Origin of the sequence: Algoriphagus sp. PAP.12 (assembly GCF_026652115.1) — a bacterium.
GTDB lineage: Bacteria > Bacteroidota > Bacteroidia > Cytophagales > Cyclobacteriaceae > Algoriphagus.
In genome coordinates, this window is the sequence record NZ_JAPPSQ010000010.1 from 57,000 (window position 1) to 80,547 (window position 23,548).

Below are 23,548 nucleotides of genomic sequence, written 5' to 3' on the forward strand. Positions count from 1 at the left end.
TTTTATCCCCGGCAAAAATGTCGGGGATTTTTATTTTTCAAAAATCCCATTATTCCCTTTTTCCAATACCTCCTTTAGGCCTTCCAAAGATTCCAATTTCTCAGGAGCAATATTTTTGGTTTCGTTAGGATCCTGTATTTGATCATACAACTCATACTCAGGACCATTTGAGCGATAATACCGGGTTAATCTATACTCAGAAGTCCGTACCGAATTCCCCTGATTGAAATAGCTGTAGGCGGTATTTCTCCAACTTTTAAGTTCAGGATTCTTCATTAATTCTACCAAACTCTCTCCATCCAGCTTTTCTGAAGGTTTTACACCAGTCAGTTCCAACAAAGTGGGAGCAATATCCACTGTGCTGACTATCTGATTGATGTAATTTCCTTTTCCGTCAGGAGTTTTTATCATTAAAACAGATTGTAATGCCCAATCAAAAAGCGTATGCTTTCCCCAAACTAAATCATCCCCCAAATGCCAGCCATGATCTCCCCAGATTACGACAATAGTATTTTCAGCTAGACCTTGCTTTTCTAATTCATCTAATACTTTTCCAATCTGAGCATCTACATAGCTTACAGAAGCTAAATAGGCATGTCTAATTTTTCTAGCATATTCATCGGAAACGGCATGATCCAAACCTGCTTTTTCCTCCCCTAAGGCATATTGATTAAACTCACCACTTGTAATCAAACTGGCAGCTGCAGAACCTTCCGGTATGGCAGTAAAGGGGGCCAATGGAATTCCAGACTCCTCATACAAATCCCAATATTTCTTGGGTGCTGTAAAAGGCAAGTGAGGTTTAAAAAAGCCAACACCTAAAAAAAATGGTTCTTGTCGCTCTTTTAATTCACTCAATTTATCAATCGCCAATTCAGCGGTCAAACCATCAGGATAGCCAGTATCTTCCGCTTCCGCAGACTCGTAGGGCTTCACTTGTTTATTCATCCCCGTCCGATTGCTTCCATCGGCATAGCCAAAAAATGCATTATGGCCAGTACCCCATTTTCCAGAATCAAAGAGCATTTCATCCCATGTTCCTGGTAATTCTAACTGGTTACTTTTGGGCTCGTCGTATTCGTAAACATAACCATCCGGATGATGCGATAATTTCCCAATTCCAACGGTATAGAATCCATTTTCTCGAAGGTCTTGTACAAAAGTCTTAGGCCTTTCGCTTTCTGGCTTGTTGGAGATATTATTAACTGCGGCCATATTACTCAAATCACCTTTGGATTTCGGCAGTTTCCCTACTAGCATACTATATCTAGAGGCTCCACATGTTGGAACAGTTACAAAGTGGTTCTGAAAAACAGAACTTTTAGATGCAAACTGGTCTAGATTAGGAGTATAGGTGTAACTTTTCCCATAAGCACCTAATTCTGGCCGTAAATCATCCACTGCTATAAAAAGAATATTGGGTTTCTTGGGCATATTCTGAGCATGAAGATTCCAGTCTTGAAAAAGGAAAATAACTACCAAGGCTAAGAAATGCCGAAAAGACAGATTCATAAAATTTAAATTTTTAATCAATTTAAGGATTGAGTGTAGTAATCCAGTCCTGAAATGAGGAGAATTCTTTGGATAAAAAAACCGAGACGATTAACTCACTACTTTTACTCTTCTTGCCAATGGAATACAGAGCAAGCTGAAGAAAATAGCCAAATAGCCAACCATATTAAAATTAGTCAGCTGACCAGTTGCACTTTCCCCAATAATCAACCCAGCGATCAGGGATGCCAATCCTGCCACCAACTGCTGGATTGCAGAGTTAAAACTCAAGAAACTCCCACGGTTTTCTGGCCTTGCTGTCCCCGTGATTATTGCTGCAGCAGGCACATACCTCCCGTTGGAAGTCACAAAAAACATCGTTGTAATGATTAACACCAATGGCACTGGTGTGATACCCAAATGGGTAATAATTCCAATCGGAATGACATTGAGTGCCATGAAAATCGTAAAAACCTTAAGCTTCCCAAATTTATCAGAAAGTTTACCTACCCACGGGGAGGTGAAAATCGTAAATGCTCCGCCTGCAATATAGATATAGGTCAATTGCATTTCGGTAAACCCGACATTGGCAACATTATAAGGGCTCAAGAATGGAATAATCATGAACTGACCAAACATCATCATCACTGAAAGAGCGATTGCCCTCATTTGATTTGAGTTACTTGTTACTCGCTTTACTACTTCAACTGGTTTAGGCTTTTCTATTTCTTTATCCAAGTGATCAGTAATATTAGGAATGAACTTAATAATCATCCCCAAGCTCACAACGGACAATCCAGTCAAGATATAAAACGGAGTATGCCAATCAGACAAACTAGCTAAAAACAACCCCAAAGGAACACCTAGAACAGAGGCCAATGAAAAGGCTGCCATCACCAAACCCATCGCTCGGCCTCTTCTTGAATCAGGAATCACGTCACCAATGATAGCCAAAATCAGAGCAGAAGTAAGGCCGCCAAAGAAGCCGGAGATAACCCTTGCAAATAGAAGAATATGGTAATTTGGAGAAAGTGCACAGCCTAATGTGGCAATAGAGAACCCTATATAAACCCACAATAGAATCGTCTTACGATCGAATCGATCCAAAAAGAATGCTCCAAAAAAACTTGAAGCTCCAGCGCTAAAAGTATAGGATGATACTAAAAGACCAAACTCCCTAGGAGAAATCTCAAAGACTCTCATTAATTGTGGCCCTAGTGGCATTAGAATCATAAAATCCACAATGTGGATAAAATTGATTGCTGCAAGGGTCCAGAGTAGTAGCTTCTCCTTATTCATAAAAATACTTTAACGCAAAACCCTAAGTAAAACTTAATAGTTTCGTTGGTGAGAATTTTAAACGCTTAATTTCAGATAGGTTTCCGGAATCGCTTCGATAATATCAGAGGCAATTGTCCCCCTCCTTTTCTTTGCGCCAGCAATCTCACCTGCCAATCCATGATGATATACCCCACAAAGCGCTGCAGAGTCCGAAGAATACCCCATGCCTAGGTAGGCTGTTATCATACCGGTCAAAGTATCACCAGATCCCGCCGTTGCCATATAAGGAGATCCAGAGCTATTGACAACCTGTCTCCCATCAGGAAGAGAAATAACTGTATTTGCCCCTTTGAGCACAAGAATGAGCTGATGTTTGGTAGCAAACTCTTTAGCCTTTTGAACACGTTCGATATGGCTACCAAATTCTCCAATCAGTCGGCCAAATTCACCTACATGAGGAGTTAAAATACTCCCCTTAGGTAATTTTTCTATAATTTCAGGATGCTTTGCCAAAAGATTGATTCCATCTGCATCAACCACAATTGGTTTATGAAAATCCTTTAGTAATAGTTCCATCAAATTCCTTCGATGATCTAGACCCCACCCTGGGCCAATACCAATAGCATCATAATATCCAGCATTCGGGATCAGGCCCCAATTACACATTACTTCTGGTACTGACGTTTGTAGAATATGGTGTTCACTCTCCTCCACGTGACAGGTTACTAAACCAGCCCCAGTCCTCAATGCACTTTTAGATGCAAGAACCATAGCCCCCATTTTTCCTAAACTACCACCTACCAATAATATTTTTCCAAAATCTCCTTTGTGAGAAAACCTTGTAAATTTCTTATGCAAAGCGGGGACGTCACTCTCTTGAAGAAAATACATCTCTCCTTCAAATTCATTATATAATTCAGGATCTATTTGAATATCTCCGACTACTAAGTCACCAACTAAATTGGCATTTTCAGGAATCAATAACGCTTCTTTTGGGGATGCTAAAGTAAAAGTCAAATCTGAAATAACTACCAGTCCTCTACTTATACCTTCGGAATGTAACCCACTTGGAATATCAATAGAGATTTTATATCCATAAAGCTCATTGATTTTTGAGACCACCATTTGAGCATCTTCTCTTAATTCTCCATTGAAGCCAACCCCAAGAAAAGCATCAATTATAATTGGAAAACCAATTTGAACTTCAAAATCCTTAAGAAAAACTTCTTTGACTTTTGTTGGAAGCATTTCAAGATTTCTCGCAGAATCAGAGCTTAATTTGGCATTTTCAGGAAAGCATTTGACAACAGTTACTTGAAAGTTCTTTTGTGAAATCAGCCTTGCAATTACTAATCCATCTCCTCCATTATTCCCTGCACCTACAAAGATCAAAACGTTACGGTCCTTGGAAAAATCTTGCTCATAAAACCATTTTTCAAAGGCCAAACCGGCTCGTTCCATTAATTCATAGGACTGAATTTCTTCCTTATCACAGGCGAGTTTATCAAGCCTCTTAACATCGGAGCCTTTTAATATTTTGATCATCCTTTTAATTGGATTGAGGTGAAAGTTGATTCTTCGGAATACTGACTAGCATTAGAAAGCCTAATCCTACCAAAAAGAAAATTCCTAAAGTCAATGCTGAATTTCGCATACTACCCGTAAACTGCTCAATAACACCATAGGAGAACGTCCCGATTACGATAGCAAGCTTTTCAGTCACATCATAAAATGAGAAAAAAGAGGCGTGCTCGGTGGTAGATTTAGGAATTAATTTAGAAAACGTTGATCTAGAAAGCGATTGAATTCCTCCCATTACCAAGCCAACAACGAAAGCTAAAGCATAAAACTCATAGACCGTGTAAACATAATATGCAGCTCCACAGATTCCTGTCCAAATAAGAACCATAATGACCAAACTCAATTTGTTACCGTATTTTTTAGAAAGAAACGCGAAAAAATAACTTCCAATAATGCCAACAAACTGGATAATCAAAATAGTCAAGATCAATTGATCTCCTGGTAAGCCTAATTCTTTATCTCCAAAGGAAGCAGCTAAATACATAACCGTTTGAACGCCCATGGAATAAAAGAAAAATGAAGCTAGGAATCGATTCATGACTTTAATTCCCCGGACTTCCTTGAATACTTTCCTTATTTCCTGATACCCATGAAAGAGTAATTCTCGTTTAATTTTTTTGTTATATGGATTCTTAGGCAGGACTCTAAATGGTATCTGAGCAAAACCTGCCCACCATAGTCCAGTGATCAAAAAAGAAAGTCGAGCTGCAACTCCACCATCCGGTATTCCAAAAAGGTCAGGCATTTGAATCATCAACAAATTAACGACCAATAAGATTACAGATCCTATATAACCTAAGGCAAAACCTTTAGCACTCAAAAAGTCATATTCTTTCTCTTCAGAAATCTCTGGCAAATAGGCATTATAAAAAACAATACTCCCTGCATATCCTATACTAGCGGTAACACTACAAAGGATACCAAACTCCACATTACTTTCATCGAAAAAGAATAATCCAACACATGCAAGAGAACCTAGGTAGGCAAAGAATTTCATAAACTCCAATTTCTTTCCACTCGTATCTGCCATACCAGAAAGTAGAGGAGAAACTAAAGCAATTACCAAAAAAGAAAATGAAATAGAGTAGGAATACAAAACAGTGTTAACTATGTCAATGCCAAAAAATGACACAACATCACTCCCATCAATTCCTTTGGTTACAGAATTATAGTAAACAGGAAAAATGGTAGAAGTTATCACCAAGCTATAGACAGAATTAGCCCAATCATACATGGCCCAAGCATTTTGGACCTTCTTTTTGTTTTTGAGATTTAACAACATGCGGGTATAAACAATAAAAAAGCTGTCTCGATTAGGAGACAGCTTTAAATATAAAGAATTAAATCAATTGATTACTTCTGGAGTTTTCCTGTTGAAGCATATAATACACGACGTGCATCAGCTTCTCTTAATTCAGTTTGAACATCGGAAATAGGTCCCATCTTAACATCTCTATCTACTTTCATAGAGATGGTGATCATTCCTCGATCTGCTTCTGGAAGCAAATCTCTTTCCTGGTTTACCCACTGAACTACATCTTCAGCACCAATCAAAACATCATTTGCTTGAACTTTAGGTTCAGAACCATACAATGCAGTATTCTTAGGCTTACCTATATAGATATAAGAAATCAATGTCTTCTTCTGCAATTTCTGAAGCTGAGTAGCTTGAGGAATTTTTTGCTCAACCAAGATATCTTGCTCTCTCAACACGGTTGTCACCATGAAGAAGAAAAGAAGCATAAAGATGATATCTGGCAATGCTGAAGTAGGAATACTTTCTTCAGTTTTTGTCTTTTTGCTAAACTTTGCCATATCAACTACCTATTTTATCTGGTTCTGCAATTGAAATCGCCATAGGGATTCCTTCTTTACCTCTATCAATTAATGCTTCTTCAGCGTCATCTTTACCGGTAAGAGTTCTATACTCATCAGTGGTAAGATTTACACGCTCAGCATAAATATCAAAGTAAGCTTTCTTAGCTAAATCAAAGATCTCCAAATATTTCTCATAGCTAGTTCCACGGTTAGTTTTAATAGAAACTACTGCTTCACCAGGAGAATCAGAAGATTCAGGATCTCTTTTTACCTGAGCTTTCAAAGAAGCTGGCAAAGTGTTATACAATGCTGTTGCTTCTTCATCAGGTAGACCGAAATTCAAAACGAAAGCTTTGATTTCCGCATCCAAACCATCCGCATTATCTCTAAACTCGTCCTCGATAAGAAGTTGATCATTTGCGTTGATCAAGATATTAAAGATGTTACGCTCGTTTTTGTCAATTTCCGGCGGCGGGTTGTTCGGATCTAACTTCGGAGGCAGTACGTTTAAGATACCCTTATCCGAAGCGATCGTTGTTGTGACAAGAAAGAAGATTAGAAGCAGGAAGGCGATGTCTGCCATCGAACCTGCATTAACCTCCTGACTTGGTCTATTTTTCTTCTTGCCCATATTACTTAATAGCTTTGCTTAGTTCAGTAAATACGATACCAACTACAGCTATAACTGCCAGTACATAAGTAGTAATCAACATGCCACCTACAAACTGGGAACCTGCTGGTGTTAGATTAAATGGTTCGGCCTCGAATTTTGGAAGTACTTCATTGCTAGAAATGCTGTAAGCAATGAAGAACAATACCGCGATGCCAACAATACCGACTATAGTTTTTAATAGAGACTTAGGATTATCAAGGGACTTGATAAGTGGCATAACCACTGCGAAGATCGCACCCAAAATCACTAGACCATAGCCAACGTATAAGAATATATCATAAGTATCCATAGTATATGTCTTCTTTTGGGGTTAACTAATTAATTTGAAATTCAACAAAAGGTCCGGTAAATTATTTACCAGTCAATTTGTGCTTCACAAGGATATCTACCAAAGTGATAGATGCATCCTCCATATCGTTAACCAAAGAATCAATCTTAGCTACACAATAGTTGTAGAACAACTGTAGGATAATCGCAACGATCAAACCAGCTACAGTAGTCAAAAGGGCGATTTTAATACCACCCGCTACCAAGGAAGGAGAGATATCACCAGCTGCTTCGATTGAGTCGAATGCACCGATCATACCGATTACAGTACCCATGAAACCCAACATTGGAGCAAGAGAGATAAACAAAGAGATCCATACTAGACCTTTTTCCAATCTACCCATTTCTACAGAACCGTATGCGATGATAGATTTTTCTACCATTTCGATTCCTTCAGAATATCTCATTAGACCTTGAGTAAAGATAGATGCAACAGGACCTTTAGTACTTTTGGTAATGTCCTTAGCAGCTTCAACACCGCCAGAAGCAAGTGCATCTTCAACTTTAGCCAATAATTTCTTTGTGTTTGTAGTGGAAAGGTTCAAAGTAACGATTCTTTCCAAAGCTACTGCTAGACCCAAGATCAAACAGATCAATACTGGAGTCATAAACACTGGATCACCTTCGATAAATTTCTCTTTAACGATTTGGTGAAAGCTTTGCTCCTCAGCGACGATCTCGTCGTCAACTACCATAGGAGATGCTGCAGCAGGCTCTGCTACAGGGGTGGTTTCTTCTTGTGCTGCAGAATCAGATTCTGCTTCTTGTGCGTTAGCGAAAACAGGCGCGAATAAGATACCTGCAAGCATGAACAAAGCGATTAACTTTCTCATAATGTGATTTTTAAATAGACTTTTGATAAAGGTTAAATGGTTTCTACACTAAAATCGAGTTTTAAAGTTATCATTTTTTAAATTCAAAAAACAATGACCTCTTTCAGATTTTCCCTAAAAATTCCCCTTTTAAAGCATGATTAAGCCAATTTTTACATGAGCGGGGAATTTTCCTTTTTCTCTGAAACAAGCCAGATTACTCAAAACTCCGCGAAAGGTTCGCAATTTTAATCAAAAGAAAAAACAATTTTTAAAAAGATTTAAAACCAATGTATGAATTCAATCGAATCTTTGGTTTATCTCCATTTTTCAAGTCAATTCCCAATCAAAATTATGTTTTCTACTATTTCTTACGTTTTACTTTGTTTCATTTTTATAAGAAAAGCCTTGAGTTATCTGCCATATTTTCAATAAAACGACCAAAGAATTGAAAATCAGCTAGATTTCAACTCCTTTCACATTAAAAATTTAACTAATTAAAATACACGCAACAGTTATTTTTTCTTAAAAAACACTGATCATCAATTTTTTATAATAAATCCGCCAAATTAATATCCAAAAAAAGACCCTGAGAAATTCAAAAATTCTCAGGGCCGATTTATTTCGAATTCAATTTTGTAAGTCTTATTGCAAAACTTCAGCATTGATATTGATTTTCACTTCGTCGCTTAACATGGGCTCAGGGAAACCATCTCCAATTCCAAAATCAGATCTCTTAAGTATACCTGTCATTTTAAATCCTGCAGATGTTTTTTTAGTCTGTGGATTTATTACACTTCCCCTGTAGATCATATCAAGAATAACTTCTTTAGTAATTCCCTTTGCAGTGACATTCCCAGTTAGTTTGTAGGTATTCTCCCCTACTTTTTTGATCCCTGTACTTTTAAAAGTCATTGTCGGAAATTTTTCAACTTCAAAGAAATCAGCACTTTTCAGGTGATCATCTCTCATGCTGACTCTAGTATCGATGGATGCTGTTTGAATTGTGGCCTCCACTACCGCATCGCTGAAATCCTCCTTATTGCTGGTCACAGTAGCTGTGAAATCATTGAAGGTCCCGGTTACATCTGAGATGCCCATATGAACGATGCTAAAACCGAACTCAGAATGGGGCACATCTGAAGTCCAGATTCCTTTGGTAGTGAAGGCGGTAAATGCAAATAGAGCAAATGCCACTGCGATTAATCCTGTCTTTTTCATTTGACTTTTGGTTTGAAATTTATGTTAGGTTTTGTTTTTAAGTATATAAAATTTATATGTCACGACTTTTAATGTCTATACAATAATTAGATTAGATGCATTACGAATTGAATGTAGAATAAGTTCATTTTTGATTAATTTTTCCTGTCCAAGGAAAAAACCATTTAAGTGAAGAAAAGAATGAAAAAAACTACGCCATTAAAATTTGAGAAAAGATAAAGGAGCTCTCGAATTCACAAGTCACACTACTTAACCTATCGCAAATTTCCAATTTGGCCAAATAAACTCAATTTTACTTCGCATAGGGTCCTCCCAGACCTCATTTGAATTTGAGACCCTAATACAAAAAAAGCCAAGCTGTTTTAGCTTGGCTTGTTGCAGAGAGGAAGGGATTCGAACCCTCGATACCCTTTAGGGGTATACACGCTTTCCAGGCGTGCTCCTTCAACCACTCGGACACCTCTCTGTGTTTAAATTTTGATGCGCTTTGCGAATCGGAGTGCAAAGAAAAAAATTATTATTTCCGTTTCCAAATTTCCTTCCAAAATAGATCAGAAAATATCAGGTTGTCATCTCACCCGCAATAGGAATAGTCAGTTTTCGACGGATTTCCTCTGTGTCTTTTTCCTGCCCCAGGAGGAACATTAATTTGGTAACGGCTGCTTCTGTCGTCATATCAGCCCCACTGACAACCCCAACTGCCAATAATTCTTTCGATGTCTCATACCGTCCCTGAATGACTCGTCCACCATTACATTGGGATACATTGAGAATAATCAGACCTTTTTTGATTGCCCTTTCCAAAGACTTCATAAACCAGGCTTCACTTGGACTGTTCCCTGATCCATAGGTTTCCAAGACAACGCCTTTTAAACCTTCAATCGCAAAACAGGCATCCATAACCTTTTCAGTGATCCCTGGAAAAAGCTTTAAAATCATTACCCGATTATCTAAATCATTGAGATTGACCAATTTTCTATGAGATTCATAAGGACGAATCGCAGCAGTATTGTAGTCAATAACGATTCCTGATTCTGCAAGATTTGGATAGTTTTCGGACTCAAAAGCATCAAAGTGGACACTCTGAACCTTTTTCGCCCTATTTCCTCTAAGCAACATATGATTAAAGAAAATACAAACCTCAGGAACAATCGGATAGTCGTCGATTTGAGCTGTAGCGATTTCCAAACTGGTCATCAAGTTTTCACGAGCATCCGATCTCATTGCAGAAATAGGCAATTGAGCTCCTGTGAAAATCACTGGTTTATTCAAGCCATGTAGCATATAGCTTAACATGGATGCAGAATAGGCCATCGTATCAGTACCGTGCAAAACCACAAAACCGTCATAGCTATCATAGTTTTCGGTAATGATATAGGCCATATCCTTCCAATGATGCATGGAAACATTGGATGAATCGATTGGTTCAGGAAATGAAATCACTGTGATCGCAATATCCATATTGGAGAGGATCGGGATTTTCTCTAGAATCTGACCAAAATTAAAGGGTACCAGGGAACCACTTTCATCATAGGCCATCCCCAAAGTACCTCCTGTATAAATGATCAAAACTGAAGATGTCTTACTTGATTTGATCCGAGTATTGAGTCGAACTATTTTATAATTCATAGCTGATAATCCTTAAATAAACCCAACGCATTTTCTTTGGTTTTCATTGCAACCGATTCCTTACTCATGGAAAGCAGATCCCCAACTCGCTCAGCAATATAAGGAAGGTAGGCAGGAGTGTTTCTTTTTCCCCTAAATGGAACAGGTGCCAAATATGGTGCGTCTGTTTCCAGCACTAAGTTTTCTATACCGATATGAGGTAAAACCTTGTCCAAACCACCATTTTTATAGGTACTTACCCCGCCGATTCCCAAAAGGAATCCCATTTCGATGATTTGATTTGCTTGAACCAGATTACCAGTAAAGCAATGAAAAATCCCTTTGAGTTTTCCATTATGCTCTTCTCGGATGATTTCTATTGTTTCATCCATTGAGTCTCTACAATGAATAACAATCGGAAGTTCCTTTTCCTTAGCCCAAGAGATCTGTTCTATCAAGGCCAACTTTTGTTGTTCAAAAAATGTCTTATCCCAGTATAAATCAAGGCCAATTTCCCCAACTGCAGCAAATGGTCTTTTATCCAACCAGCCTTTCATAATTTCCAACTGGGATTCAAAATCCTCCTTCACATCACAAGGATGAAGCCCCATCATGGAGATACATAGGTCTGGATATTTTTCTTCACATTCGAGCATTCTCGGGATAGTTTCTACATCCACATTGGGCATGTATAGCTTTTCTACACCAGCTGCTCTGATTTCTTCGATCACTGCATCTCTATCCGAATCAAATTTACTGGAATAGATATGCGCGTGGGTTTCAATTAGGTTCATGGGTATATTCTGGATTTCCATTCGATTGGAGAGGGCCAAAAGTAATAAAGAATTGTCAGGGCGGTGGTAGGGAAAAAGTAAAAATCGAAGGAAAGAACTCTAAAATAGGACAATTTTATCCCAGCTCGACTAGCCAAAGACCTATGAAAGCTTGCTTGGAGGAAAATTTTGGCCAGAATGAAAGGAACCATAAACCAACCCAGTTGAAAAATCAGATAGATAGCGGCTGGAAAATAAAAGAACTGAAAAGCCAAGATCACTTTCCAATACCAGGGTAAAGTAAGCACACCAAACATCCATCGCTTCCTTTGAGCCAGAAGTTTTTTCAGGCTTTTTTCAGCTTTAGTCAAAACGAGAGTTTTAGGTTTTATTTCGGAATGCACCCTATATCCAGCTTTTGCTATGGATTTACTCATTTCAAGATCTTCTGTTAGGTTGAATTTCAGATTTTCAAAACCTCCACATTCATCGTAGATCCTTTTTTTTACGGCCATGTTGTTACCCATCCCAGAAGTAGAAACTCCCAAGTCAGAAGCTACTTTCATAAATCCTTGGGTATTCCACCAATCCAAATCTTGAAAAAAACGGAGAAAGCCTTTCCAATAAACATGTGTCACCCCTACAACCATCCCTACATTGGGTCCAAATCCTGAAACCATCCCTTTGACCCATTTCTCTGAAACGGCGCAATCAGCATCTGTAAACAGATATATCTCTCCATTTGCATTCTCTGAAAGTTGAGCCAATGCTTCTGCCTTGGGATTTACAGGGTGTGAATCAGATAGTTCTCTTGTAGTGATAAGACTTGCATTGGTTTGCCTTTCGCACCAATCCTTTAAAATCGCAGGCGTCTTATCCTCACTTTGATCATTTGCAAAAAGAAACTGAATCTTATCCATGGAATAATCTAGCTTTTCAAAGGACTCTAATAGTTTTGGGAGATTCTCTTCCTCGTTTCTGGCAGCAACCAAAATCGACACTTTTGGCCAATCATGATTTTTAGGCGAAGGGAATTCAAGCCAATTCCATTTGAATCGCCATAGAATCAAAAAGAATTGAATTAGAACAACTGAAAGAATTAAGCTCGCTAATTGTATCATGTTAAAGACAGGCCGTTTCCCAACCTTGATCTTTTACAAAATCCAAAAAATCAGGCAAAAATGCAGGCAAAATATCCTTAGTTTTCTCCTGATCATGAAACAAAAGAATCGATCCGGGAGCGCTATTTTTTTGACAAATGTTGAGAACCTTGTCTGGTGAAACTTTGGAATCATAGTCTGTAGACAAAACATCCCACATAGCGATTTGGTACGATTTGGATACAATCCTTGCTTGAGAATATTTCATCCAGCCATATGGAGGGCGAAATAAGGTAGACTTTACACCAAGCTTTTCTTGAAAAATCAAATCACAAAGCTCCACATTGTTCAGATATTCTTCTGTCGGAGTTTTTAACCCAAGCAAATGATTATAGGTGTGATTTCCTATCTTATTACCAGCTTCAAGAACTTCTTTCGCCAAACTTTCATGCTTTCTCACATTGTCTCCAACCATGAAAAAAGTGGCTTTCATATCCCTCTTCCCTAACTCATTGAGTACAAAATCAGTAGCTCCTGGAACAGGCCCATCATCAAAAGTCAGGTAAATTTTAGATTCATTTCCATTCCACAGCCGATCTGGAAAAAGTTTTTTAACCCAAGTTGGAGTTTTATGGAAAAGTGCCATTTAAAAGAATCTTAAACTAAATAAGGTCAAATCATCCCTTAGAGGAACTTCACCTGAGAATTCTTTAAGTTCTTTTAAAAACTCTTGATGAAAATCAGTTGGATGCATGCAGATATGACCCGAAACGAAATCCGAAAGGCGCTCTTCACCATATTCATTTTCCATCACATCCATAGTCTCTGTCAATCCATCCGTATATAAATGAAGGCTAAAGCTGCTTGGGATTTCCCTTTCACCTATTTCCAAGAAAGGCAATTCCTCAAAAGCTCCCAAAATGGTAGTACCAGCTTCCAATAGCTCCACAGACATCTCATTTTCCCGGCAAAGAACCGGAGGATTATGTCCCGCATTCACGTATTCCAGCTTTCTGGTTCTGAAATTAAATTTCCCCAAAAAGAACGTAATGAATCGCTCCCCTTTGGTGTTTTCAAAAAGCGTGTAGTTCAACTGATGAACGATAGTCTCCAGATTTGCATCACTTCTCAAAAGCGTTCGTAAAGCAGCTTGGAAATTTGACATTAACAGGGCCGCAGATATTCCTTTTCCAGACACATCAGCAACACAGAAATAAACTACATCTTCTGATTGCCTGATGAAATCATAATAATCCCCTCCGACTTTGCTATGTGGAAAATAAGTAACAGTAGCCTTGATTTCATCTGTATCAGGTAAGTTATTTGGCAAAAGCATTTGCTGAACTTGAGATGCGATGGCCACTTCCCTATTCAAAACCTCTTGCTGTAGCTGCCTTCTTGCAAATCGCTTATTTTCCAAAGCCACTACCAAAATATTACTCAAAGCCTGAGTGAAATCTAAGTCCAACTCTTCTGATTCCTCTTTTCTCTTTAAAAACAAAATTGCGAGCAGGCGATCCTTGTGATAAACTGGCAGGTATGTCTCCAGTTCTTCAAAGGAAAATTCAGAATCCAGCTCCAAAAGTAACTGTCCGGATTTCTTTTCGTCCTTGATCTGATTGTTGGGAATCAAATCAGGAACTCTCCCTTTGACTCCATGCGAAATCTTCTTTTCAAAACCTTCGTCCTGCAACACATACAAAATCAAAGATTTGATATTCAGGTGAACAAGACAGGTAAATTTAAAAATATTGCAAAGCACTCCTTCAGACTGATTTTCATTGATCGCCTGAGTGATTTCCAATAAAGCTTTCAGCTCTAATTCTTTGCGTTGATATTTATCGTTTTCCGAAATCAAAATTTAAAGGGCATTATGGGCCATCAATCCTTTTTTAGTTGCCAAAAACAGCAACTCTTTTCCATCTTTTAATATGTCTACCTGATCAAATCTTTCTTCATCTGGTGCAGATAGGCATTTGATAAACGCTTTTTGATAAAGTGAATTTAGAATCTCCAAAATCTTAGTATCCTCCCAGCCTAGGTTTTCCTGCAGATAACTGAATGGCTGAACAAAATACAACTCATCCAGCAAATCAAACTCATCTTCATTCATCTCCATAAGAATCCACTATTATCTCTCTTTTGATATTTCTTCCTTTCCATTGGATTTTTGAATTAAAACTCTCAAAGCCAACACGAATCACATAAAGGGGATGGATCACGCTTGTGTAGACAAATGACCTCCACCCCACATGTATTTCAAAACTACTGAGTACTTTTCCCAAAGCCAGTTTTTCTGCTAAAATTTTTAGACTCCAGACTCCTAAAAAAACCAAAAAACCCCGGGATCCGAATAGCAATAAGAGAAAACTCCCTACCCAGATTAATTGAAAGAAAAACGGAAGTAATGATGCAGTCGCATGAAACCCTATTCCATGAAGACCCCATTTGGAAGCCCATCTGGCTCTTTGTTGAATCAATTCATTCCAAGAATTTTCAGCCTTTGTAAATACCAAAACTTCTTTTCCAAGTAGCATATTGAATGACTCCGTACCGTATTCCCGAATCACTTTTTTCAATAAAAACTCATCATCTCCTGAAAGATATTGGAGGTTTCCCTGATAGCCTCCTACGTTTTCAAATGCAGATTTTCTGAAAGCCAAATTAGCACCACTGCACATCAAAGGATTCTTTGAAAGGTTTGATACCTGATTTAACAGAGAAATGCTTGCCCAATCCAATCGCTGAAAGTCAGTCAATGAGGATACTTTACCTTCAACTTGGACAGTCCCTGATACCATCTGAATCTTTTCATCACCGAACGGCCTAGTCATTTCCTCAATCCAGTTTTCCGGAAATCTACAATCAGCATCTGAAGTGAGAATTAGCTCTCCTCTCGCATTTGTAATTCCGAAGGCCAATGCGTCTTTCTTCCCTGTTCCAGTGGATTGGATTACTCTAATGTTCGAAAGCTCTTTAGTCAGGCCTTTCGCCAAGTCATTGGACTCATCCTGACTTTGATCATCAACTAGCAGAATTTCAACTTTTGATTCCTTGAATTTGGAGAGTTGATCTATTAATATGGGAAGTTGATGAGACTCATTCCGAAATGGAATTATCAATGTAATTGGTAAATGATCCTTTGAATTTCCCTGAGCTTTCCGACTGGAGGTTCGCCAGCAAAATCTCATCCCTAAGAGACTCAGAAAATAGAATCCAGACCATATCAGGTAAAAACTTAGCATCTTTTGGGCTAACTTGCGAAGGTGAGTAAAGCAACTAAAAAAGAGGCAAAGGAAAAAATCATTTTGGGAATTGATCCAGGAACCACGGTCATGGGATATGGCATTATTCTGACTGAAGGAAAGAAGTACAAATTACTTCAATACGGTGTCATCCATCTCCGGAAATATGAAACGCATGAATTGAAACTGAAAAAAATATTTGAGCGGATCACCGGAATCATAGATGAATTTTTGCCTGATATGGTGGCCCTTGAAGCCCCATTTTATGGAGCAAATGTCCAATCCATGCTCAAGCTTGGAAGAGCCCAGGGAGTGGCAATGGCAGCTGCATTGGCGAGAGATATACCCATTACAGAATATTCGCCTAAAAAAGTGAAGCAATCGGTGACAGGAAATGGAAATGCCTCAAAGGAGCAGGTAGCAGCGATGCTTCAGACACTTTTCAACTTAACAGAAATCCCAAAACTATTGGATTCAACTGATGCCTTGGCAGTTGCTCTTTGTCATCATTTTCATGAGGGAAGAGTACAAACCAGAGGTCGTAGTGCAGGCTGGAAGTCCTTCATTGAGGAAAACCCAGACAGGATCAAAAAATAAAGTTTTGTCAGGCTGAGCGAGGTCGAAGACTATTCAATTAATTTTTTAAATACATTTCGACCCCGTTCAATGTAACAAATTGCAAAAATGACTTTTACAAAGGCCTGACGCAGATTAATACCTTCTATAGATATCGTATCCTACTGAGAGCTTCAATACTCGGTTTTTCACATTAGCGTCATAGTAATTCAGGTTGGACATCCCCAAATCATAACTCAACTGAAAATTCAATCCCATTGGAAATGAAGCGCCTATTCCAACCACACCGCCAATATCATATCCTTTGATAATATCAGTGGCAGTCTGATTATTTCCTGGCTCTTCTCTTTTTCTTGAAACCAGCATACTTGCCTGAGGTCCTGCAAATACATTTAATCCAGGCAGAAAGCTCAAGCGAACCAATACAGGCACATCCAAATAATTGAAACTTTCAGTGATCACATCTCCAGAAGGAACCTGATTGGTTTCAAAACCTTTTTGTGCAAACTGAATCCCTGGTTCTATAGATAAAAACTCAGTCCCCAAAGTGTAATACACACCTCCATGGAACCCTAAATTTGCTTTATAATTAGTATCTGAAAAATTGGCTGAAGACAAACCTGCTCTTATACCAAATTGAGCCTGTGCAGTACTTGCCATCAATCCAAAAGCGAAGAATAGGAACAAAATCTTTTTCATGTGTTCTTTAATTTTTAAATTTCCAATAAAACTAGTCGATGCGTTTGATAAAATTGTCAGCATCCTATTTTTTTAATCTCTCTGCTTATGAAACAATCTTTAGGCCTATTTGAAAATATCACGGGGGTCAGTGATGCCGCAAAACAAGGATTCATATCATTGCTTGAAGAAGTAAAGACAGAGAAAGGACATAAGTTAGAGCAAGAAGGCCAAGTTAGCCATCACCTTTATTATATAGCAGAGGGATCAGCTAGGAGCTATTATGTGAGAGACAATCGAGACATTACTGTTTCATTCTCTTTGGCTGGTGAATTTGTCACTGCGATGCACTCTTTCATCACCCGAAGTCCTAGTTATGAAACAATTGAAACTCTAGAAAAATCAATTGTTTACCGGATTTCTTACGAAGACCTTCAACAATGCTTTCTAGATTTTCCAGACATGGAGCGTACTTACAGAATAATTTTGGAGAAATATTACATTGCCCTGGAGGAGCAATTGATTTTTTCCAAATTCAAATCCGCCAAGGATCGATACCTGGAATTGATGGAAAATAAACCGAAAATTATTCAGAAAGCATCTGTCGGTCAAATAGCTTCCTTTCTGGACATGACAATTGAGACGCTCAGTAGAATTAGGGCCAAAATCTGAGTTTTTGACTTTTATCAAGGGTTTATTCTGACTTATAAGGTAATTTTGATAGGAAATTCTGTCAAAACCAACTCATGAATAAACCCAAAACGCTACTACTTACCTACTTATCTACCTTTTTGCTTTTTGCCTGTGGAGAGACCAGCAACGAGCAACTTTTTGACTCATCCCTATTACCAAAAAGATCTATAGAGGAAACCGAAAAAGTAATCAAAGACTTCATTATGGCAGAAGATGGTGCCACCATTGAGATTCCAGAAGGATTTTATGAAATCAATACTCAGCTAATTCTTGACAATAAATCAAATGTCACCATAAAGGGAGCAGGACTGAAGAATACTGTTCTTTCTTTTCGAAATCTAAAAACAGGCGGCGAAGGGGTAAAAATAGTTGGAAACAATATCACAATTGAAGACTTGACCATCGAGGATGCTCCTGGGGATGGAATCAAAGCTCAGCATACGGATGGAATTACTTTTCGAAGAATCAATGTCACTTGGACACATGGGGACAAATCCAAAAATGGAACCTACGCCATCTATCCAGTTCAATGTAAAAATGTTCTGATCGAAGAAAGTGTAGCTTCCCACTCAAGAGATGCAGGAATTTATGTTGGCCAATCTGAGAACATTGTGGTCAAAAATTCCCTAGCCTTTGGCAATGTGGCGGGAATAGAAATCGAAAACTGTGACAATGCAGAGGTTTTCGGAAATATCGCTCGAAATAACGCAGGTGGGATTTTGGTTTTCAATCTCCCAGGTTTGCCAAAGTCAGATGGAAAAGGCACCAAGATTTATAATAATCAAATCATTGACAACAATCATGAGAACTTCGCCACTCCACTAGGCGAGGATCCGAATGGAAATACCGTAACCATGATTCCTCCAGGTTCTGGAGTAATTCTTTTAGCTGCTAAAGAAGTTGAAATCTATGGAAACGAGATCCTTAGGAATAAAACTACCGGAATTGCAGTTGCCAGTTACCAGATTACAGGATTCCCTTCCGAGGCTCCAAATTGGTCTCCCTACACTTCTGATGTTTATATCCACGACAATCAATATGAGCGAAAAGGATTTCCTGATCTGACCCGGGAGATGGGACAATTAATTAGCATTTATAATGCACATGGAAAAGCTAAGACCCAAGACATCGTGTATGATGGAATTTGGGATGAATCCCTTTCTGAATCCATTGAAACCAACCCCATGAATCTGTGTATTTCAGAACCGAAAATCTCAGAATTGCTTTTCACGCGATTTTACTTGATGGATGGAGATGACAATATTGAATCATTTGATGATCCAAATCCATTTAGCAATTGTAAGGTGAGTGTGAATACAGATAAATCCTTTGTTTCAGGGTTATAAAATTCTAGTAGATGTTGATTCAAAAAAAATCACTGGCCTTCATTTCAAGCTTAGTTGCCGTATTTGCAATCTTCTTCTCTTGTAAAAAAGAGGAATCCATTGTTGAAACAACAACAAGCGAAATTGAAACAGAAGAGGCCGATGGCTTGTATCCCTATAAATGGCTTACAACCTATGCTTTTTTCGATGGAGAAATATCAAATTTAAATCCTGCTGAAGATTTAATTTTTTACAAACCCTCCTCTTCCCTTTTTACGGATTACGCTCATAAAACTCGATTTATTCAATTTCCAGAAGGTGAAAAAGCTAAATTAGTGAATGGCGAATTTGACTTTCCCGAAGGAACGATCTTAGTCAAGAACTTTTACTACCCATTGGATTTCAAAAAACAAGAAGGTGAAAGAAGAATAATCGAAACGCGACTTTTGATTTTGGAAGAAAGTGGATGGGAAGCCTATCCTTATATCTGGAATGATGAACAAACCAATGCTCAACTGAAAGTAATTGGAGGGCAAAAGGAGGTACATTTTAAAGATCTTGAGGGAAAGGATCAGGTGGTTGACTATTTGATCCCCAATCGAAACCAGTGCAAAACCTGTCACAATAAAAATGAGGAAATGGCACCTATTGGAGTCCAAGTCAAGCATCTGAATAATGACTTAGATTTCCAAGATCAGCATGGAAACCAACTGGAATACTGGAGTCAAATTGGGAAACTCGATGGTTTTGAAGACCCGGGCCAGTATCCCTCTCTGATCAACTATGAAAATGAATCCCTTCCATTGGATGAAAGAGCAATGGCCTATTTGGATATCAATTGCTCCCATTGTCATAGAACTGAAGGTCCTGCTAGTACTTCAGGATTGTTTTTGACTTATAATGAAAAAGACCCCATGAAGTTGGGCATCAACAAAACTCCTGTTGCAGCTGGTATCGGAGCTGGAAGTCACAAGTTTGATGTAGTACCTGGTAAGCCTGAAGAATCAATTGTCATCCACAGAATGAATTCTACTGAAGTTGGAGTTGCCATGCCTGAATTAGGAAGAACCACGATCCACAAGGAGGGAGTAGAATTAATCCGAAATTGGATCAAGTCTCTGGAATAAATCAATTCCATATTTCTCCTAATTAGCATGAAATGAGGGGCTTCAACTAAACCCTATTTCATGCTTTTTTTATATCTGAGTTAGAAAATATCAATCAAGGCCCTCCGAACTCTTTTTAATCCATTGATTTCTAAGCCGTTCATAAATCCAGAGATTTTACCACATTCCAACAAATAGTTTTTATCTATTATTAAATAAAAACAATCAATCGGATTTATAATCCCCAAGCGTATTCTCTCATCTATACTTGCAGCAGCAAAAAATCAAATTCAAAAATAGATGAAAAAATCGTCCACTCTTTTAGGATTGATACTAGTCATTGCAATCACTTTTTCCTGCCAACAAGGCGGATCAGGTGAAGTTAGCACAGACGGACAATCTGGAGCAACCAAGAAAAGTGCATCCAATCAAAAAGCAACCAGCAACAGCGATTGGTGGCCAAACCAATTGAATCTGACAATTCTTCGTCAGAACTCATCTCTTTCTGATCCAATGGAAGAGAATTTTGATTACATCAAAGCTTTCAACGAATTGGATTACAATGCCCTGAAAGGTGATATCCGTGAAGTTTTGACTAATTCTCAAGACTGGTGGCCAGCAGACTTCGGCCATTACGGTGGTTTATTTATCAGAATGGCTTGGCACAGTGCCGGAACATATAGAACCGGAGACGGTAGAGGTGGATCCAGAGCTGGTCAGCAAAGATTTGCTCCTTTGAACAGCTGGCCTGACAATGCCAACTTGGATAAGGCTAGAAGACTCCTTTGGCCAATCAAACAAAAGTATGGGAATCAAATTTCTTGGGCAGATTTGATGGTTTTGACTGGAAATGTGGCTTTGGAGGATATGGGATTCAAGACTTTTGGATTCGCAGGTGGAAGAGTAGACGTATGGGAGCCGGAAATAGATGTGTATTGGGGACCAGAAAAAGAATGGTTGGCTGATGAGCGCTATTCTGATGGTAGAAAATTAGAAAACCCGCTTGCAGCGGTGCAAATGGGCTTGATCTACGTCAATCCAGAAGGACCGAACGGTGTTCCTGATCCACTATTGGCAGCAGATGATATTCGAGATACATTCGGAAGAATGGGAATGAATAGTGAAGAGACCGTTGCTTTAATTGCAGGTGGACACACATTAGGAAAAGCACATGGTGCTGGTCCAGCCACTCACGTAGGCCCAGACCCTGAATCTGCTCCTATTGAAGAGCAAGGTTTCGGATGGAAAAGTGATTACAAATCTGGAAAGGGTACTGATGCTATTACTTCTGGACTTGAAGTAACTTGGACGCCTACCCCATCTCAGTGGAGCCATTTGTTCTTTGTCAGCCTTTTCGAAAATGAATGGGAATTGACAAAAAGCCCTGCTGGAGCTCATCAGTGGGTAGCAAAAGATTCTGACATGACGGTTCCTGATGCTTATGATCCTAGCAAAAGACATGCACCGGCTATGTTTACTACCGACCTTGCATTGAGATTCGATCCAGAATTCGAGAAGATCTCTAGGAGTTTCTATGAAAACCCTGAGTTGTTCAACGACGCTTTTGCAAGAGCATGGTTCAAATTGACCCATAGAGATATGGGACCAAAAACAACTTATTTGGGACCTGAAGCTCCTACAGAAGATTTGATCTGGCAAGATCCTATCCCCGCGGTAAATCATCCATTGATTGGAAAAGCAGATATAACAAATTTGAAATCTCAAATCTTGAACTCAGGATTGGGTATCGATGAATTGGTTTCTACTGCTTGGGCATCAGCATCTACTTACAGAGGCTCTGACAGAAGAGGTGGTGCAAACGGTTCTCGAATCAGACTGGCTCCTCAGAAAGACTGGGAAGTAAATAACCCTACTCAATTGGCTAAGGTGATCAGTACCTTGGAAAAAATTCAAAATGACTTCAACTCCAAATCAGGAGCTAAGAAAGTTTCTTTGGCCGACTTGATCGTGCTAGGAGGAGCTGCAGCTGTTGAGAAAGCAGCATCCAATGCAGGATACTCAGTAAACGTACCATTTGTACCTGGAAGAATGGATGCTACTCAGCAACAAACTGACGTAGAATCTTTCGCAGTATTGGAACCGATGGCTGATGGATTCAGAAACTATCTGAAAACTCAATACACTCTATCTACTGAAGAATTGTTGGTTGACAAAGCGCAATTGTTGACTTTAACCGCCCCTGAAATGACTGTTTTGGTAGGTGGAATGAGATCTTTGAATGCAAACTTTGACGGTTCGAATAAAGGAATCTTCACTGACAAAAAAGATCAATTGACCAATGACTTCTTCGTCAATTTATTGGATATGAGCACAGAGTGGAAAGCTGCAGACAATACCAAAGAGCTTTTCGAAGGAAGAGATCGAGCTTCTGGAGAAGTAAAATACATGGCAACCAGAGCTGATTTGATTTTCGGATCCAACTCTGAATTGAGAGCATTGGCAGAAGTCTATGCTAGCAATGATGCCAAAGAGAAATTCGTAAAAGACTTTGTAGCAGCTTGGGACAAGGTGATGAAATTGGACAGATTCGATTTGGTCTATCCACAGAAATAAGGTTTTCTTAATTCATACAAAAAGGGCGATCCATTGGACGCCCTTTTTATTTTTCTTTTTTTCAAAACTATTAGAAAGTATAACCTAAAGAAAGCTTAAATCCTCGGTTGTAAACATCAGCGTCGGAATCTTTGAAAACAGTAGTCATCCCATAATCGTAAGATCCTTGAATATTAAGACCATGAGGCAAATTGTATCCAAGTCCCACTACTATTCCAGCATCCGTATTTCTTACATTTTCGGTTTCAAATGAGAAAGTGGAATCTCCCAGATCACCTTCAAATTTGGAATTAGCCAAGAAAGATAATTGAGGGCCTGCAAAAACATTGAACCCATCGCCAGCTTTCAATCTAAATAATAGAGGCACATCCACATAATTCAAAATAGCTCTTGAATTAATCGCATTATCCGCTTGAGTACCTTTCACTGAATAGTAAACACCAGGCTCCACAGCGATAGCACCGCTTCCATTGAAACTGGCATAAAACCCCGCATGAAAACCTGCTCGGTTGGTATAATCATTTTCGCGAGCGTCTTCTCCACCGAAGTTGAAGAAACTTCCCCCTCCACGGATACCTAAACTTGATTGCGCGTTGACTGCAAATGTCACCAAAAGCAGCATAGATAAAGACAAAACAATTCTTTTCATCTGTAAATAATATTGGT

The 23,548-nt window shown here is 38.8% G+C and carries 23 protein-coding genes and 1 tRNA gene; 5 read left to right on the forward strand and 19 right to left on the reverse strand.

The genetic code is table 11. The features are described 5' to 3' along the window. Nucleotides 1-30: 30 nt before the first annotated feature. From O0V13_RS13025 to O0V13_RS13105, 17 genes are all read right to left on the reverse strand, one after another. The gene (locus tag O0V13_RS13025; RefSeq protein WP_268035408.1) at nucleotides 31-1,512 is read right to left on the reverse strand and encodes a sulfatase; all 1,482 of its coding nucleotides are present in this window, start codon (nucleotides 1,510-1,512) and stop codon (nucleotides 31-33) included. 90 nt (nucleotides 1,513-1,602) lie between these two features. Next, nucleotides 1,603-2,790, reverse strand: coding sequence for an MFS transporter (locus O0V13_RS13030; RefSeq protein ID WP_268035409.1), 1,188 nt, complete (start codon nucleotides 2,788-2,790; stop codon nucleotides 1,603-1,605). Nucleotides 2,791-2,847: 57 nt separating this feature from the next. After that, nucleotides 2,848-4,317 carry an NAD(P)H-hydrate dehydratase gene (locus O0V13_RS13035; RefSeq protein WP_268035410.1) on the reverse strand — a complete coding sequence of 490 codons (1,470 nt, stop codon included), beginning with the start codon at nucleotides 4,315-4,317 and terminating at the stop codon, nucleotides 2,848-2,850. Nucleotides 4,318-4,321: 4 nt separating this feature from the next. Next, entirely contained in the window at nucleotides 4,322-5,635 is a 1,314-nt protein-coding gene (locus O0V13_RS13040) for an MFS transporter (RefSeq protein WP_268035411.1), read from the reverse strand. 71 nt (nucleotides 5,636-5,706) lie between these two features. Beyond that, nucleotides 5,707-6,168: an ExbD/TolR family protein gene (locus O0V13_RS13045; RefSeq protein ID WP_268035412.1), complete on the reverse strand. Its 462-nt coding sequence runs from the start codon at nucleotides 6,166-6,168 to the stop codon at nucleotides 5,707-5,709. 1 nt (nucleotide 6,169) lies between these two features. Then, complete coding sequence (locus tag O0V13_RS13050; protein ID WP_268035413.1) at nucleotides 6,170-6,802, reverse strand: ExbD/TolR family protein; 633 nt, start codon at nucleotides 6,800-6,802, stop codon at nucleotides 6,170-6,172. Nucleotide 6,803: 1 nt separating this feature from the next. Then, nucleotides 6,804-7,133 carry a hypothetical protein gene (locus O0V13_RS13055; protein ID WP_268035414.1) on the reverse strand — a complete coding sequence of 110 codons (330 nt, stop codon included), beginning with the start codon at nucleotides 7,131-7,133 and terminating at the stop codon, nucleotides 6,804-6,806. 61 nt (nucleotides 7,134-7,194) lie between these two features. Next, the gene (locus O0V13_RS13060; RefSeq protein ID WP_073572325.1) at nucleotides 7,195-8,004 is read right to left on the reverse strand and encodes a MotA/TolQ/ExbB proton channel family protein; all 810 of its coding nucleotides are present in this window, start codon (nucleotides 8,002-8,004) and stop codon (nucleotides 7,195-7,197) included. Between the two features lie 624 nt (nucleotides 8,005-8,628). Then, nucleotides 8,629-9,204 carry a YceI family protein gene (locus tag O0V13_RS13065; protein ID WP_268035415.1) on the reverse strand — a complete coding sequence of 192 codons (576 nt, stop codon included), beginning with the start codon at nucleotides 9,202-9,204 and terminating at the stop codon, nucleotides 8,629-8,631. A gap of 378 nt (nucleotides 9,205-9,582) precedes the next feature. Beyond that, nucleotides 9,583-9,670, reverse strand: a tRNA-Ser gene (locus tag O0V13_RS13070). 95 nt (nucleotides 9,671-9,765) lie between these two features. Then, complete coding sequence (locus tag O0V13_RS13075) at nucleotides 9,766-10,833, reverse strand: asparaginase (protein ID WP_268035416.1); 1,068 nt, start codon at nucleotides 10,831-10,833, stop codon at nucleotides 9,766-9,768. Next, nucleotides 10,830-11,606: a TatD family hydrolase gene (locus O0V13_RS13080; RefSeq protein ID WP_268035417.1), complete on the reverse strand. Its 777-nt coding sequence runs from the start codon at nucleotides 11,604-11,606 to the stop codon at nucleotides 10,830-10,832. Before O0V13_RS13080 ends, O0V13_RS13075 begins: the two co-directional genes overlap by 4 nt. Next, nucleotides 11,603-12,706 (reverse strand): glycosyltransferase, encoded by a 1,104-nt coding sequence (locus O0V13_RS13085; RefSeq protein ID WP_268035418.1) that lies wholly within the window; start codon nucleotides 12,704-12,706, stop codon nucleotides 11,603-11,605. The genes O0V13_RS13080 and O0V13_RS13085 overlap by 4 nt, the downstream gene beginning before the upstream one ends. Nucleotide 12,707: 1 nt before the next feature. Beyond that, nucleotides 12,708-13,331 (reverse strand): polysaccharide deacetylase family protein, encoded by a 624-nt coding sequence (locus tag O0V13_RS13090; protein ID WP_268035419.1) that lies wholly within the window; start codon nucleotides 13,329-13,331, stop codon nucleotides 12,708-12,710. Continuing rightward, entirely contained in the window at nucleotides 13,332-14,543 is a 1,212-nt protein-coding gene (locus O0V13_RS13095; RefSeq protein ID WP_268035420.1) for a PP2C family protein-serine/threonine phosphatase, read from the reverse strand. A gap of 3 nt (nucleotides 14,544-14,546) precedes the next feature. Then, nucleotides 14,547-14,804: a hypothetical protein gene (locus O0V13_RS13100; RefSeq protein ID WP_326492729.1), complete on the reverse strand. Its 258-nt coding sequence runs from the start codon at nucleotides 14,802-14,804 to the stop codon at nucleotides 14,547-14,549. Further along, nucleotides 14,791-15,876, reverse strand: a complete 1,086-nt coding sequence (locus tag O0V13_RS13105; protein ID WP_268035421.1) for a glycosyltransferase — start codon at nucleotides 15,874-15,876, stop codon at nucleotides 14,791-14,793. The genes O0V13_RS13100 and O0V13_RS13105 overlap by 14 nt, the downstream gene beginning before the upstream one ends. A gap of 75 nt (nucleotides 15,877-15,951) precedes the next feature. On the opposite strand from O0V13_RS13105, the gene ruvC reads away from it, so the two are divergent. Next, complete coding sequence (gene ruvC / locus O0V13_RS13110) at nucleotides 15,952-16,527, forward strand: crossover junction endodeoxyribonuclease RuvC (RefSeq protein ID WP_268035422.1); 576 nt, start codon at nucleotides 15,952-15,954, stop codon at nucleotides 16,525-16,527. A gap of 114 nt (nucleotides 16,528-16,641) precedes the next feature. Here the strand turns inward: ruvC and O0V13_RS13115 are convergent, their stop codons facing one another. Then, nucleotides 16,642-17,205, reverse strand: a complete 564-nt coding sequence (locus O0V13_RS13115; RefSeq protein ID WP_268035423.1) for a porin family protein — start codon at nucleotides 17,203-17,205, stop codon at nucleotides 16,642-16,644. 87 nt (nucleotides 17,206-17,292) lie between these two features. Between O0V13_RS13115 and O0V13_RS13120 the strand changes: the two genes are divergently transcribed. The 4 genes from O0V13_RS13120 to katG all read left to right on the forward strand — a co-directional run bounded on the left by O0V13_RS13120 (nucleotide 17,293) and on the right by katG (nucleotide 22,882). Then, nucleotides 17,293-17,856 carry a Crp/Fnr family transcriptional regulator gene (locus O0V13_RS13120; protein ID WP_268035424.1) on the forward strand — a complete coding sequence of 188 codons (564 nt, stop codon included), beginning with the start codon at nucleotides 17,293-17,295 and terminating at the stop codon, nucleotides 17,854-17,856. A 74-nt stretch (nucleotides 17,857-17,930) separates the two neighbouring features. Further along, nucleotides 17,931-19,223 carry a parallel beta-helix domain-containing protein gene (locus O0V13_RS13125; RefSeq protein ID WP_268035425.1) on the forward strand — a complete coding sequence of 431 codons (1,293 nt, stop codon included), beginning with the start codon at nucleotides 17,931-17,933 and terminating at the stop codon, nucleotides 19,221-19,223. Between the two features lie 11 nt (nucleotides 19,224-19,234). Further along, nucleotides 19,235-20,329 (forward strand): SO2930 family diheme c-type cytochrome, encoded by a 1,095-nt coding sequence (locus O0V13_RS13130; RefSeq protein ID WP_268035426.1) that lies wholly within the window; start codon nucleotides 19,235-19,237, stop codon nucleotides 20,327-20,329. A 279-nt stretch (nucleotides 20,330-20,608) separates the two neighbouring features. After that, nucleotides 20,609-22,882, forward strand: coding sequence for a catalase/peroxidase HPI (gene katG / locus O0V13_RS13135; RefSeq protein WP_268035427.1), 2,274 nt, complete (start codon nucleotides 20,609-20,611; stop codon nucleotides 22,880-22,882). 70 nt (nucleotides 22,883-22,952) lie between these two features. Here the strand turns inward: katG and O0V13_RS13140 are convergent, their stop codons facing one another. Beyond that, the gene (locus tag O0V13_RS13140) at nucleotides 22,953-23,531 is read right to left on the reverse strand and encodes a porin family protein (RefSeq protein ID WP_268035428.1); all 579 of its coding nucleotides are present in this window, start codon (nucleotides 23,529-23,531) and stop codon (nucleotides 22,953-22,955) included. Nucleotides 23,532-23,548: the final 17 nt, after the last annotated feature.

Coding starts and splice junctions, on each gene's coding strand:
- O0V13_RS13025 (WP_268035408.1), bottom strand. CDS start 1,512: ATGAATCTGTCTTTTCGGCATTTCTTAGCCTTGGTAGTTATTTTCCTT.
- O0V13_RS13030 (WP_268035409.1), bottom strand. CDS start 2,790: ATGAATAAGGAGAAGCTACTACTCTGGACCCTTGCAGCAATCAATTTT.
- O0V13_RS13035 (WP_268035410.1), bottom strand. CDS start 4,317: ATGATCAAAATATTAAAAGGCTCCGATGTTAAGAGGCTTGATAAACTC.
- O0V13_RS13040 (WP_268035411.1), bottom strand. CDS start 5,635: ATGTTGTTAAATCTCAAAAACAAAAAGAAGGTCCAAAATGCTTGGGCC.
- O0V13_RS13045 (WP_268035412.1), bottom strand. CDS start 6,168: ATGGCAAAGTTTAGCAAAAAGACAAAAACTGAAGAAAGTATTCCTACT.
- O0V13_RS13050 (WP_268035413.1), bottom strand. CDS start 6,802: ATGGGCAAGAAGAAAAATAGACCAAGTCAGGAGGTTAATGCAGGTTCG.
- O0V13_RS13055 (WP_268035414.1), bottom strand. CDS start 7,133: ATGGATACTTATGATATATTCTTATACGTTGGCTATGGTCTAGTGATT.
- O0V13_RS13060 (WP_073572325.1), bottom strand. CDS start 8,004: ATGAGAAAGTTAATCGCTTTGTTCATGCTTGCAGGTATCTTATTCGCG.
- O0V13_RS13065 (WP_268035415.1), bottom strand. CDS start 9,204: ATGAAAAAGACAGGATTAATCGCAGTGGCATTTGCTCTATTTGCATTT.
- O0V13_RS13075 (WP_268035416.1), bottom strand. CDS start 10,833: ATGAATTATAAAATAGTTCGACTCAATACTCGGATCAAATCAAGTAAG.
- O0V13_RS13080 (WP_268035417.1), bottom strand. CDS start 11,606: ATGAACCTAATTGAAACCCACGCGCATATCTATTCCAGTAAATTTGAT.
- O0V13_RS13085 (WP_268035418.1), bottom strand. CDS start 12,706: ATGATACAATTAGCGAGCTTAATTCTTTCAGTTGTTCTAATTCAATTC.
- O0V13_RS13090 (WP_268035419.1), bottom strand. CDS start 13,331: ATGGCACTTTTCCATAAAACTCCAACTTGGGTTAAAAAACTTTTTCCA.
- O0V13_RS13100 (WP_326492729.1), bottom strand. CDS start 14,804: ATGGAGATGAATGAAGATGAGTTTGATTTGCTGGATGAGTTGTATTTT.
- O0V13_RS13105 (WP_268035421.1), bottom strand. CDS start 15,876: ATGAGATTTTGCTGGCGAACCTCCAGTCGGAAAGCTCAGGGAAATTCA.
- O0V13_RS13115 (WP_268035423.1), bottom strand. CDS start 17,205: ATGAAAAAGATTTTGTTCCTATTCTTCGCTTTTGGATTGATGGCAAGT.
- O0V13_RS13120 (WP_268035424.1), top strand. CDS start 17,293: ATGAAACAATCTTTAGGCCTATTTGAAAATATCACGGGGGTCAGTGAT.
- O0V13_RS13125 (WP_268035425.1), top strand. CDS start 17,931: ATGAATAAACCCAAAACGCTACTACTTACCTACTTATCTACCTTTTTG.
- O0V13_RS13130 (WP_268035426.1), top strand. CDS start 19,235: ATGTTGATTCAAAAAAAATCACTGGCCTTCATTTCAAGCTTAGTTGCC.
- katG (WP_268035427.1), top strand. CDS start 20,609: ATGAAAAAATCGTCCACTCTTTTAGGATTGATACTAGTCATTGCAATC.
- O0V13_RS13140 (WP_268035428.1), bottom strand. CDS start 23,531: ATGAAAAGAATTGTTTTGTCTTTATCTATGCTGCTTTTGGTGACATTT.